Consider the following 12,043-nt stretch of genomic DNA (forward strand, 5'->3'; position numbering starts at 1 on the left):
TTATCCGGCCTACCTTGTTGGGGTGGTTGTAGGCCTGGTCAGCGTGGCGTCATCAGGCCATTCTTTTATTTCACCGCTTTACCCTTCAATAACTTCCTGACCCACAGACGATTTGGATTTAGCGCCGCCAGCGTGCTGGCATCCATGGGAATCGGTTCATTGCTCATTTGCGAAGCCAGAATTTCTGCACACAGCGGGGCAGTACACAGCCCGCGCGATCCCAGCGCGCCCAGCATAAATAAATCGGAATAAACCGGCGCGCTTACGGCGTGCTCTTTGTCTGCAGCAAGTGTGGTGTACTGGCTGAGCGTGGCGTCATAGTCCGCGACGTTGCCGACCATTGGCATGTGATCGCGCGTGGCGCAGCGCACCCCACAGCGGGCGGCATTGTCACTAACGTCTACCTCTTTTGCCCACACAGCGTTCGGGAAGCAGTCGATTAAGCGTTGACGGTTTTGTTGCTGATCGTCCTCGCGATACGCTGTCTCTTCACTCCCTCGATGATAGCTGGCGCCAATGCAGTGCTGCTGATTTTGCGGGTTGTGCGGCGTGAGGTAGCCGTCATAGCACAGCACCTGACGTAGCGCTGAAAGTGCAGGTGTGGTGGGAATATGACTCACCTGACCGCCCACGGAGTACACCGGTAGCGGCTGCGTTTGCTCAAAGCGGCTAATGAGATGGCCGTTAGCCAGAACGACTGCTGCGTGAGAGGCGGTTTCTCCACTGGAAAACTGCAATTGCCAGATTGCTGTCTGGCGAGTCAGTGAGGCCAGCGTATGTTGGTAGCGGGTGCGTAATCCCAGGGTTGTTGCATAGTCCAGTACCGCGGCGGTTAACTGCGCCGGGTACAGCCATCCTCCGGCCGGATACTGAATCCCGCCGCATCCGGTTTCCACACCTGTTGTTTGTAAAACCTGCTGTGCGTCAACCCCGACGGCGAGCGCAGCGGGCAGTTCAAGGGACAGCATCTGGGTGATTTTTTGCTGGCTTTTCTCATCCCACGCGAGTTGCGTCACGCCGCACCAGTCATGCGCGAACTCAACGGGGAGGGCGTCATACAGTCGACGGGCGAAGGTAAACGCAGTGGGGAAAAAGAGATTAATGGCTGCGTCATGTTTGCTAAGTAGGGGGTAGAGCGCCCCCTGGCGATTACCGGATGCGCCCCCGGCAGGTTTATCGTCGGCGCAATACAGCGTGACCTGCCAGCCGCGGCGCAATAACGCCAGTGACAGCAATGCGCTGGCAATTCCTCCACCAATAATGGCGGCTTCGCGCTTATCTGTTCCCGTACGCGCAAACCATGGCGCCGAGGACGTGAGCGTCTGAGTCTGTTCCATCACGCCACAGAGCATTTCGCGTTTGCGCCCAAAGCCTTTGCATTTTTGCATTGTAAATCCGGCTTCCTGCAACCCCCGACGTACAAAGCCTGCCGATGTAAAGGTTGCCAGCGTCCCGCCGGGACGAGCCAGTCGGGCCATCGCGTTAAACAGCGTTGGCGTCCACATATCCGGGTTTTTTGCCGGTGCGAAACCGTCCAGGAACCAGGCGTCCACCTTTTGATTCAGAGAGTCATCCAGCGTACTGGTCAGTTCGTTAATATCGCCAAACCACAGATCCAGCGTGACGCGCCCATCATCAAGCAGCAGGCGATGACATCCCGCCAGCGGCAGCGGCCATTGTTCTTGCAGTGCCGTGGCCCACGGGGCAAGTTCTGGCCAGTGCTGGTGGGCTAAGGTGAGATCTTCACGCGTCAGCGGATATTTTTCAAAGCTGATGAAATGCAATCTTTCCAGGGTAGCTTCAGGGTGGGTATCGCGAAAATCGGCAAATGCCTGCCAGAGCGTGAGGAAGTTAAGTCCGGTGCCAAACCCGCTTTCTGCCACCACGAAGAGGGGACGTGAATGCGCAGGGAATCGTTGGGCGAGATGGTTACCGCCGAGAAAGACGTAACGTGTCTCTTCCAGCCCGTTATCATTAGAAAAATAGACATCGTCAAAATCTCGGGAAACAGGTGTACCCTCAGCGTTGAATTCAAGGTTGGCAGGTTGTATAGCGTATTGTTTCACGTAAGTTACTCGTCTGACAGGCTGTGTCCCGATCTTAGCGATGAGTGCCTGGCTGCGCAAATTTCCACATAAAATGGCTGATCGGACTTGTTCGGCGTACAAGTGTACGCTATTGTGCCTCTCGAAACTTTAAAATAGTGCGACTTACAGAGGTATTGAATGAAACGTGCAGTGATTACTGGCTTGGGCATCGTTTCCAGCATCGGTAATAACCAGCAGGAAGTCCTGGCATCTCTGCGTGAAGGACGTTCAGGGATCACTTTCTCTCAGGAGCTGAAGGACTCCGGCATGCGTAGCCACGTTTGGGGCAACGTAAAACTGGATACCACTGGCCTCATTGACCGCAAAGTAGTGCGCTTCATGAGCGACGCATCCATCTATGCATTCCTATCAATGGAGCAGGCAGTGGCTGATGCCGGCCTGGCTGCAGAAGATTACCAGAACAACCCGCGCGTTGGCCTGATTGCAGGTTCCGGCGGCGGCTCCCCACGTTTTCAGGTGTTCGGCGCTGACGCAATGCGTAGCCCACGTGGTCTGAAAGCGGTTGGCCCGTATGTGGTCACCAAAGCGATGGCGTCCGGCGTTTCTGCCTGCCTCGCAACGCCGTTCAAAATCCACGGCGTAAACTACTCCATCAGTTCTGCCTGTGCGACATCTGCGCACTGCATCGGCAATGCGGTAGAACAAATTCAGCTGGGCAAACAGGACATCGTTTTTGCTGGCGGCGGCGAAGAGCTGTGCTGGGAAATGGCGTGTGAATTCGATGCCATGGGTGCGCTGTCTACCAAATACAACGACGATCCGTCAAAAGCTTCCCGTACCTATGACGCAAACCGCGACGGTTTCGTTATTGCTGGCGGCGGCGGTATGGTCGTGGTTGAAGAACTGGAGCACGCTCTGGCACGTGGCGCGCACATCTATGCGGAAATCGTCGGTTACGGCGCAACGTCCGATGGCGCAGACATGGTTGCTCCGTCTGGCGAAGGCGCAGTACGTTGCATGCAGATGGCGATGCACGGTGTAGACACGCCGATCGACTACCTGAACTCTCACGGTACCTCGACTCCGGTAGGCGACGTGAAAGAACTGGGCGCAATCCGCGAAGTGTTTGGCAATAACAGCCCGGCAATCTCCGCAACCAAAGCGATGACCGGTCACTCACTGGGCGCGGCTGGCGTGCAGGAAGCTATCTACTCTCTGCTGATGCTGGAACATGGCTTTATCGCGCCAAGCATCAACATTGAAGAGCTGGATGAGCAGGCGGCAGGTCTGAACATCGTGACCAAACCGACCGAGCAGGCGCTGACCACCGTGATGTCCAACAGCTTCGGCTTTGGCGGCACCAACGCTACGCTGGTTATGCGTAAGCTGAAGGCGTAAGTCTCAGCTTGAATACGAAAAAAGGGAGCCAACAGGCTCCCTTTTTACTGTGTTTAATTCGGCATTTTTTCGTATTCCGGCGCGATCTCAGCGGACCATGCTCTGGCTCGCGTAATCTCTCCGGCATTGTAAATGGGCTGCTCGTAATGACGACCCGCATCCCGGACACGATAAATTTTCCACCGTCCTTCCTCCCAACGGGTATATACCTCCAGTTGAATAGGGGCTGACTCAGTGCCTAACTGCAGGTTCAGTTTTTCACCGCCGAGGAATGGCTGCGCCTGTCCAACCCGCAACAGCGGGATCCATGCTGGTGCGTAATCCTGCACATACATAAAGTAGTCCGCTTGCATGATCTCCTGCTCATAAAGCGTATCAATTAGCGCCAGACGCCCGATAACCTCTTTGGCGACATAGCGTTGCAGTAATGCTGATGTTTCGCGGGGCGCATCCGGCTCCTGAGTGTAGTTCTTCATCCACGAAAGATAGAACTGTTTCACATCCTGCGTGCTGTCACGGTGAGAAGGGGTACAGCCACAAATCAGCAGGATGAGAACAATCAGTGGAAAGGCTTTCATTACTTCTTCCTGTAAATGGTGTATGACGGCTTTGCGGGTATATTCCGCACCGCGCCCTTGTGAATATGAACTCGCGTGCGATTTGGCGTAATTGACCGCCACCTTTTTATCCCAACTCATAACTACTCCTGTTAATAACATACGTAATAGCAATTACGTGATGCTTTAACAGTATTTACGCAATTGGAAATGGCAAATAGTGCTATTAATATTCTCAATATATTAAGCTGGGATATTTATTAATTTATATGCTCGATAAATTACGAGTGATCTATTTAATATTCAGTATTACTTGTTTTATCCTCTGGCTGCTGGCGTGGATAGCATGCTGGCCAAATCACGTCTGGCGAGGTTTCGAGCGCCTGCGCAATGAACTGTTCCGCTCTGGGCCAGCTTAGGGTAAATACATTGCGCAGTGAATCGGGTGATAATCCAGCCGCACGAGAAAGATCTCTGAGCGTGATTCTTTTTTTTCAGTGCACTTTCAATATCTGCACGATGCCTGTCTTGGCTTTTGTGTTCCATTCTGTGAACCTAAGTAAATGTGTTATCGGTGCCGATATTTTTTTCAGGGTATAAACCAGAGTAACAAAATAACGTTACTTTCTTTTTTGTCACTGGAATATTGCCAGAATAAAACTAAAATTTCGCGCAAAAGGAAAACTTTTTATTCCACAGGCAGAAAGGAAAGAAATTAATGGCAAAAGGTTGGTTCATGGTAAAGACGAAAAGTCGTCTTTACCATGAACCAACCTGGTGAGATTTCAGGGTTGACAAATTTAGTGGCTCACAGGCAGACTTCGCACTCAACATTATCTATCTGATAATGCGTAAGCGTTTAACGTTATCCAACGCACCTTAATCCTGAAAGTCAGGTAGAGGGGGCGTGGACATTCCTCGCCTTACTCTGCATTTTGGAGTAACGCATGACAGCTGTAACCCAACAAGAAAAAACACCTTCGGCGAACTTTTCGCTGTTTCGTATCGCTTTTGCAGTTTTCCTGACCTATATGACGGTCGGCCTACCTTTGCCCGTTATTCCTCTGTTTGTGCATCAGGAGCTGGGCTATGGCAACACCATGGTTGGTATCGCCGTAGGCGTACAGTTTCTGGCAACGGTATTAACGCGCGGCTACGCCGGGCGCTTAGCCGATCAATATGGCGCCAAACGTTCGGCGCTACAGGGGATGTTTGCCTGTGGGTTGGCGGGCGCGGCGTGGTTGTTAGCCGCGCTATTGCCTGTCTCTGTCCCTGTAAAATTTGCATTGTTAATCGTCGGGCGTTTGATCCTCGGTTTTGGCGAAAGCCAACTGCTCACCGGAACGCTGACCTGGGGGCTTGGGCTGGTCGGTCCAACACGCTCGGGTAAGGTGATGTCGTGGAACGGGATGGCGATTTACGGTGCGCTGGCCGCCGGTGCACCGCTGGGCTTGCTGATCCATAGCCACTTTGGCTTTGCGGCGCTGGCGGGAACGACAATGGTATTACCGCTGCTAGCATGGGCATTCAACGGCACCGTTCGCAAAGTGCCTGCTCATGCAGGAGAACGCCCTTCGTTATGGAGCGTGGTAGGGCTTATCTGGAAACCGGGCCTGGGCCTGGCGCTGCAGGGCGTTGGCTTTGCGGTGATCGGTACGTTTATTTCACTCTATTTTGTCAGCAACGGCTGGACGATGGCGGGGTTCACCCTGACCGCGTTTGGCGGGGCGTTTGTGCTGATGCGCATTCTGTTTGGCTGGATGCCGGATCGGTTCGGAGGCGTGAAGGTAGCCGTTGTCTCCTTACTGGTTGAAACCGCGGGGCTGATTCTGCTGTGGCAGGCCCCATCAGCATGGATTGCGCTGCTCGGGGCGGCACTAACCGGGGCAGGGTGTTCGCTTATCTTCCCGGCATTGGGCGTAGAGGTTGTGAAGCGAGTGCCCGCGCAGGTTCGCGGTACGGCGCTGGGCGGTTACGCCGCGTTTCAGGATATCTCCTACGGCATAAGCGGCCCGGTCGCCGGGGTGCTGGCCACCGCGTACGGTTATCCCTCGGTATTCCTTGCCGGAGCGATATCCGCCGTGGTGGGGATTGTCGTGACGCTGCTTACGCTGCGCAAAGGTTAAGCGACCAGCCAGAAAATGGCTAATGCGATCATTAACGCGACAAACAGCAGTCCCGGTCGTGCCGACAGAGATTTAACCGTTTCAATCATCGGCGCGAACGGGCTGTAAATAGGCTGAAGATGGCGCGGATCGTTTAGCTCGCGTTCCCGTTCTACGCGGCGCAGGAAGATTTGATTCAGCAAGTCCTGCACTTGCACCGTGGTCAGAATCGTTTGTGGTTGGATCTGATACGTCTGCTGCGCGTACTCTTTTATTGCCGTCAGCTCATTCGGCTCTAATGGCAGCTTCAGGGCCGCCTGGAGCGTTTGTAGCGTCGGGGCGCTTTGCAGGCTGAGCGTCTGGCGCGCCTGCAGCCAGGTGACCAGATGAGTAAACTGTTTGGCGGGGATCAGCTCACCGCTTTTTACGCCAGACAGCTCTAACATTGACTGCCAGATCATCTTACCTGACTCTCCCGTGGCCGCCGCCAGTTTGGTAACCAACTGGTTCAGCGTATTGTGCTCTGCGGGTAATAACGGACGATCGGTGGCCGGGCGCTGTTGCGGTTGCGGTATAGAAAGCTGCCCTTGTTGCAGCAGCGTGAGCACGTTCTTCAACTGCTCAGGCGTGAGCTGGCTGAGCGCCGTTTGCCCATACTGCTGACGGATAAAATCACTTACCGCCTGGCGGTTATTTCCCTGACTCAGTAATTCAGTGAGCTGTGAGAGAACCTGACGATTAGCATGATTTTGCTGAGCAATACCCAGCCGCTGATTCAGGTTTTGCTCCGCGGCAGGAAAGTGACGTGATTGCAGCGGTGTATCACTTTTGACGCCCAGATCGTGCTTCATTCCGGCCCACACCTCGGCGCTTTGCTGTTGGGTGAGTGAAATCAGACGGGTAATCAGTCGTTCCAGCACGGTACGTTGTTGCGTGGATAACGGTTGTTCACCCGCAGCAGAAGGGGCATTTTGGCCTTCGCCGGGAGGGCGTGCGGGTGTACCTGAAATGGGCTGCATCATCTCTGTTCCTTAAATCTGTGCTGACCAGGTCTCGCAGTATGCCTGGCGGCGAGATTATGGCACACTTGCCCGGTTAACTCTCGTTCTCAAACAGGTGCGAAAGACGTGAAAATCCTCGTTGATGAAAATATGCCCTATGCCCGCGAACTGTTCAGTCGTTTGGGGGAGGTCAAAGCGGTTCCCGGTCGCCCGATTCCCGTTGCCGAACTGGATGATGCGGATGCCTTAATGGTGCGCTCGGTGACGAAAGTAAATGAATCACTGCTTAGCGGAAAACCGGTTCAATTTGTCGGCACGGCAACCGCAGGCACGGACCATGTGGATGAAGCCTGGCTTGCGCAGTCGAAGATCGGCTTTTCCGCAGCGCCCGGCTGTAACGCGATTGCGGTCGTAGAATATGTTTTTTCAGCGTTGCTGATGCTGGCGGAGCGCGACGGGTTTGCGTTACGCGATCGTACTGTAGGCATCGTAGGCGTGGGCAATGTGGGCGGACGTTTGCAGGCACGTCTGGAAGCACTGGGGATCCGCACGCTGCTGTGCGATCCGCCGCGAGCCGATCGCGGTGACGAGGGAGATTTTCGCTCGCTGGACGAACTGGTAGAGCAAGCCGATGTGTTGACTTTCCATACGCCGTTGTTTAAAGACGGACCGTACAAAACGCTGCACCTGGCAGATGATGCGCTGATTAGCCGGCTTAAGCCGGGCACCATTGTGATCAACGCCTGCCGCGGGCCAGTCATCGACAATACGGCATTGCTGAACCGATTGAATGCCGGGCAGTCGCTGAGCGTCGTGCTGGATGTCTGGGAAGGGGAGCCGGATCTCAATGTGGCATTGCTGGAGAAAGCCGATATCGGCACGGCGCACATTGCCGGGTATACCCTGGAAGGAAAAGCGCGCGGCACCACGCAGGTCTTTGAGGCTTTTAGCAAGTTTATTGGTCGCGAACAACACGTTGCGCTCAATACCCTGTTACCTGCGCCGGAATTTGGTCGTATCACTCTGCATGGCCCGTTAGATCAGCCAACGCTGAAAAGGCTGGTGCATTTAGTGTATGATGTGCGCCGCGATGATGCGCCGCTGCGTAAAGTCGCTGGAATTCCGGGTGAGTTTGATAAGCTGCGTAAAAATTATCTTGAGCGCCGTGAATGGTCGTCTTTATACGTGATGTGTGACGACGCAACGGCTGCTGCCTTGCTATGTAAGCTGGGTTTTAACGCTGTTTATCACCCGGCACATTAATGTCTTCTTAATGCTCCCTGTCGAATAATGCGACAGGGACGCTTACGTATTTCTGGAGTAAATCACCATGTCTGAAGGCTGGAATATTGCCATTCTGGGCGCAACGGGCGCCGTAGGCGAAGCCCTGCTCGATACGCTGGCTGAACGCCAGTTCCCGGTCGGTGAAATTTATGCGCTGGCGCGTAATGAAAGCGCAGGTGAGCATCTGCGTTTTAACGGTAAATCGGTCCTTGTTCAGGACGTTGTAGACTTTGACTGGACGCAGGCGCAACTGGCATTTTTTGTTGCGGGCGCTGAAGCCACCGCCGCATGGGTGGAAGAAGCGACCAATGCCGGTTGCCTGGTTATCGACAGCAGTGGCCTGTTCGCGCTTGAGCCGGACGTTCCGCTGGTGGTTCCGGACGTTAACCCGTTCGTACTGGCGGATTACCGCAACCGCAATGTGATTGCGGTCCCTTCCAGCCTGACCAGCCAACTGCTGTCTGCGCTGAAGCCGCTAATTGATGACGGCGGGCTGTCACGTATTACGGTGACCAATATTATTTCCGCTTCCGCTCACGGTAAAAAAGCCGTAGATGCGCTTGCCGGACAGAGCGCGAAACTACTGAACGGCATCCCGATTGACGATGACGATTTCTTTGGCCGTCAGCTGGCGTTCAACATGCTGCCGCTGCTGCCGGATCGCGAAGGTAGCGTGCGCGAAGAGCGTCGTATTGTCGATGAAGTGCGCAAAATTATGCAGGACGACGGGCTACTTATCTCCGCCAGCATCGTGCAGTCGCCGGTATTTTATGGCCACGCACAGATGGTGAATTTTGAAGCCCTGCGTCCGTTGGCGGCGGAAGAAGCACGCGATGCGTTTTCACGCGGTGAGGACGTAGTGTTGTCAGAAGAGACCTATATCCCGACGCAGGTTGGCGATGCGTCAGGTACTCCGCACCTTTCAGTTGGCTGTGTGCATAACGATTATGGGATGCCGGAACAGGTTCAGTTCTGGTCTGTGGCAGACAACGTACGCTTTGGCGGTGCGTTGATGGCGGTAAAAATTGCGGAAAAACTGGTGCAGGAGTACCTGTACTAATGTCTGACCTGCAACAGCCGTCAACCCATAAAATTGCGCTGGGCATTGAGTATGACGGCAGCAAATATTATGGCTGGCAGCGCCAGAACGAAGTGCGTAGCGTTCAGGAAAAACTGGAAAAAGCGCTCTCTCAGGTGGCGAATGAACGCATCACTGTCTTTTGTGCGGGACGCACGGATGCGGGCGTTCATGGCACAGGGCAGGTCGTGCACTTTGAAACGACTGCCCAGCGTAAAGATGCAGCCTGGACACTGGGGGTAAATGCGAATTTACCTGGTGACATTGCTGTGCGCTGGGTGAAAGCTGTACCCGATGATTTCCATGCCCGATTTAGCGCTACGGCTCGCCGTTATCGCTACATCATCTACAATCATCGGTTGCGCCCTGCGGTTTTAGGTAAAGGGGTAACCCATTACTATGAACCGCTGGACGCTGAGCGTATGCATCGTGCGGCCCAGTGTTTGATTGGCGAAAATGATTTTACTTCGTTTCGGGCGGTGCAGTGTCAGTCGCGCACACCGTGGCGTAACGTGATGCACATTAACGTTGAACGTTTTGGTGCATATGTGGTGGTGGATATTAAAGCGAATGCCTTTGTACATCATATGGTCAGGAATATTGTCGGCAGCCTGATGGAAGTAGGTGCCAACAACCAGCCGGAGAGCTGGATAGCAGAACTGCTAGCGGCGAAGGACAGAACGCTGGCAGCGGCAACGGCGAAAGCGGAAGGATTGTATCTGGTTGCAGTAGATTACCCGGAACGGTTCGACCTGCCAAAACCGCCTATGGGCCCGCTATTTCTGGCGGACTAATTTGAGTCGTATAAAGGCAAAACTATGGACCTGATTTACTTTCTTATCGATTTTATCCTGCACATTGATGTGCATCTGGCGGAGCTGGTTGCGGAATACGGTATCTGGGTATACGCGATTCTGTTTCTGATCCTGTTCTGCGAAACCGGGCTGGTGGTGACGCCGTTCCTGCCGGGAGACTCGCTGCTGTTTGTCGCTGGCGCGCTTTCTGCGCTGCCAACTAACGATCTCAATGTTCATCTGATGGTGATGTTGATGATTGTGGCGGCGATTATCGGCGATGCGGTGAACTACACGATTGGCCGTTTGTTCGGTGAAAAACTCTTCAGTAACCCGAACTCTAAAATTTTCCGTCGCAGTTACCTGGATAAAACCCATGCGTTCTACGAGCGTCATGGCGGCAAAACGATTATCCTCGCGCGTTTCGTACCTATTGTGCGTACATTTGCACCGTTTGTTGCCGGTATGGGGCACATGTCCTACCGTCACTTTGCGATCTATAACGTCGCAGGCGCGCTGCTGTGGGTATTGCTGTTCACCTATGCAGGCTATCTGTTCGGCGATCTGCCGATCGTTCAGGAAAACCTGAAATTACTGATTGTGGCGATCATCGTCCTTTCCGTATTGCCGGGCATAATTGAAGTGATTCGCCATAAACGCGCTGCGTCACGGGCTGCAAAATAGAAAGTAACTCAGCGGTTCGACCACTTTTTTATCCAAAGTTTCGGGCTGTTATGTTTTAATGTGCAACATTCATGGTCTGTTAGGGGCAAAAATGGCATTATGCGCCCCTTATAACAAAGCTGACTAGGGTTCAGGCAGAAAGGTCACCAATGAGCTGGATTGAACGAATTAAAAGCAACATTACTCCCACCCGCAAGGCAAGCATTCCTGAAGGGGTGTGGACCAAGTGTGATAGCTGCGGTCAGGTTTTATACCGTGCTGAGCTGGAACGTAATCTTGAGGTCTGTCCGAAGTGTGACCATCATATGCGCATGTCGGCGCGCAATCGCCTGCATAGCCTGTTAGATGAAGGTTCTCTTGTGGAACTGGGTAGCGAGCTTGAGCCGAAAGATGTGCTGAAGTTTCGTGACTCCAAAAAGTACAAAGACAGACTGGCTTCTGCGCAGAAAGAAACTGGCGAGAAAGATGCGCTGGTGGTAATGAAAGGCACGCTGCACGGTATGCCGGTCGTTGCTGCTGCATTCGAGTTCGCGTTTATGGGCGGCTCCATGGGCTCTGTGGTCGGCGCGCGTTTTGTCCGTGCCGTTGAGCAGGCGCTGGAAGATAACTGTCCGCTGATCTGCTTCTCCGCTTCTGGCGGGGCGCGTATGCAGGAAGCGCTGATGTCTCTGATGCAGATGGCGAAAACCTCTGCTGCGCTGGCGAAAATGCAGGAACGCGGTTTACCGTATATTTCTGTACTGACCGACCCAACAATGGGCGGTGTTTCTGCTAGCTTCGCGATGCTGGGCGATCTCAACATTGCAGAACCGAAAGCACTGATCGGCTTTGCTGGTCCGCGTGTTATCGAGCAAACCGTACGTGAGAAACTGCCGCCGGGATTCCAGCGTAGCGAGTTCCTGATTGAAAAAGGCGCTATCGATATGATCGTCCGTCGTCCGGAAATGCGCCTGAAACTGGCAAGCATTCTGGCGAAGCTGATGAATCTTCCTACGCCGAATCCGGATGAGCCGCGTGAAGGCGAAGTGGTACCTCCGGTTCCCGATCAGGAATCAGAGGCCTGATAGTTTACTCTATGGGTTTCGGGTTGCAGG

At 53.9% G+C, this 12,043-nt stretch carries 10 protein-coding genes and 2 pseudogenes; 7 read left to right on the forward strand and 5 right to left on the reverse strand.

What is annotated here, in order from left to right; genetic code table 11:
* Positions 1-65 precede the first annotated feature (65 nt).
* On the reverse strand, positions 66-2,066 hold the full coding sequence (gene mnmC, locus HV229_RS07855) for a bifunctional tRNA (5-methylaminomethyl-2-thiouridine)(34)-methyltransferase MnmD/FAD-dependent 5-carboxymethylaminomethyl-2-thiouridine(34) oxidoreductase MnmC (RefSeq protein ID WP_181547228.1): 2,001 nt from the start codon (positions 2,064-2,066) through the stop codon (positions 66-68).
* Between the two features lie 159 nt (positions 2,067-2,225).
* On the opposite strand from mnmC, the gene fabB reads away from it, so the two are divergent.
* Positions 2,226-3,446: a beta-ketoacyl-ACP synthase I gene (fabB, locus tag HV229_RS07860; RefSeq protein WP_016157055.1), complete on the forward strand. Its 1,221-nt coding sequence runs from the start codon at positions 2,226-2,228 to the stop codon at positions 3,444-3,446.
* A gap of 53 nt (positions 3,447-3,499) precedes the next feature.
* On the opposite strand, the gene HV229_RS07865 is transcribed toward fabB, so the two are convergent.
* The 3 genes and pseudogenes from HV229_RS07865 to HV229_RS07870 all read right to left on the reverse strand — a co-directional run bounded on the left by HV229_RS07865 (position 3,500) and on the right by HV229_RS07870 (position 4,549).
* On the reverse strand, positions 3,500-4,024 hold the full coding sequence (locus tag HV229_RS07865) for a YbjP/YqhG family protein (protein ID WP_181547693.1): 525 nt from the start codon (positions 4,022-4,024) through the stop codon (positions 3,500-3,502).
* A gap of 24 nt (positions 4,025-4,048) precedes the next feature.
* Positions 4,049-4,144 (reverse strand): annotated as a pseudogene (locus tag HV229_RS26265) (hypothetical protein); the annotation flags it as partial.
* A 155-nt stretch (positions 4,145-4,299) separates the two neighbouring features.
* Positions 4,300-4,549: pseudogene (locus HV229_RS07870) on the reverse strand (helix-turn-helix domain-containing protein).
* Between the two features lie 401 nt (positions 4,550-4,950).
* Here HV229_RS07870 and HV229_RS07875 point away from each other — a divergent pair.
* Positions 4,951-6,129, forward strand: a complete 1,179-nt coding sequence (locus HV229_RS07875) for an MFS transporter (protein WP_016153865.1) — start codon at positions 4,951-4,953, stop codon at positions 6,127-6,129.
* Here the strand turns inward: HV229_RS07875 and flk are convergent.
* Positions 6,126-7,127 carry a flagella biosynthesis regulator Flk gene (gene flk / locus HV229_RS07880; RefSeq protein WP_181547695.1) on the reverse strand — a complete coding sequence of 334 codons (1,002 nt, stop codon included), beginning with the start codon at positions 7,125-7,127 and terminating at the stop codon, positions 6,126-6,128. The two genes, HV229_RS07875 and flk, sit on opposite strands and share 4 nt — an antisense overlap.
* Before the next feature lie 108 nt (positions 7,128-7,235).
* Here flk and pdxB point away from each other — a divergent pair, with 108 nt between their 5' ends.
* The 5 genes from pdxB (at position 7,236) to accD (ending at position 12,013) form a co-directional block, all read left to right on the forward strand.
* A complete protein-coding gene (gene pdxB / locus HV229_RS07885) occupies positions 7,236-8,372 on the forward strand; it encodes a 4-phosphoerythronate dehydrogenase PdxB (RefSeq protein ID WP_016153863.1) in 1,137 nt (378 codons plus the stop codon).
* A 67-nt stretch (positions 8,373-8,439) separates the two neighbouring features.
* Positions 8,440-9,453: an aspartate-semialdehyde dehydrogenase gene (locus HV229_RS07890; RefSeq protein ID WP_016157051.1), complete on the forward strand. Its 1,014-nt coding sequence runs from the start codon at positions 8,440-8,442 to the stop codon at positions 9,451-9,453.
* Positions 9,453-10,265 carry a tRNA pseudouridine(38-40) synthase TruA gene (gene truA / locus HV229_RS07895; RefSeq protein ID WP_016157050.1) on the forward strand — a complete coding sequence of 271 codons (813 nt, stop codon included), beginning with the start codon at positions 9,453-9,455 and terminating at the stop codon, positions 10,263-10,265. Before HV229_RS07890 ends, truA begins: the two co-directional genes overlap by 1 nt.
* 24 nt (positions 10,266-10,289) lie before the next feature.
* A complete protein-coding gene (locus HV229_RS07900; RefSeq protein WP_181547230.1) occupies positions 10,290-10,949 on the forward strand; it encodes a DedA family protein in 660 nt (219 codons plus the stop codon).
* Positions 10,950-11,098: 149 nt separating this feature from the next.
* Positions 11,099-12,013 carry an acetyl-CoA carboxylase, carboxyltransferase subunit beta gene (accD, locus tag HV229_RS07905; protein ID WP_016153859.1) on the forward strand — a complete coding sequence of 305 codons (915 nt, stop codon included), beginning with the start codon at positions 11,099-11,101 and terminating at the stop codon, positions 12,011-12,013.
* Positions 12,014-12,043 lie beyond the last annotated feature (30 nt).

The organism is Citrobacter sp. RHBSTW-00524 (assembly GCF_013747755.1).
GTDB lineage: Bacteria > Pseudomonadota > Gammaproteobacteria > Enterobacterales > Enterobacteriaceae > Citrobacter > Citrobacter braakii.

Excerpts from the sequence above, each read along its gene's own strand:
- fabB (WP_016157055.1), top strand. The coding sequence starts at position 2,226 with ATGAAACGTGCAGTGATTACTGGCTTGGGCATCGTTTCCAGCATCGGT.
- HV229_RS07865 (WP_181547693.1), bottom strand. The coding sequence starts at position 4,024 with ATGAAAGCCTTTCCACTGATTGTTCTCATCCTGCTGATTTGTGGCTGT.
- HV229_RS07875 (WP_016153865.1), top strand. The coding sequence starts at position 4,951 with ATGACAGCTGTAACCCAACAAGAAAAAACACCTTCGGCGAACTTTTCG.
- flk (WP_181547695.1), bottom strand. The coding sequence starts at position 7,127 with ATGCAGCCCATTTCAGGTACACCCGCACGCCCTCCCGGCGAAGGCCAA.
- HV229_RS07890 (WP_016157051.1), top strand. The coding sequence starts at position 8,440 with ATGTCTGAAGGCTGGAATATTGCCATTCTGGGCGCAACGGGCGCCGTA.
- truA (WP_016157050.1), top strand. The coding sequence starts at position 9,453 with ATGTCTGACCTGCAACAGCCGTCAACCCATAAAATTGCGCTGGGCATT.
- HV229_RS07900 (WP_181547230.1), top strand. The coding sequence starts at position 10,290 with ATGGACCTGATTTACTTTCTTATCGATTTTATCCTGCACATTGATGTG.
- accD (WP_016153859.1), top strand. The coding sequence starts at position 11,099 with ATGAGCTGGATTGAACGAATTAAAAGCAACATTACTCCCACCCGCAAG.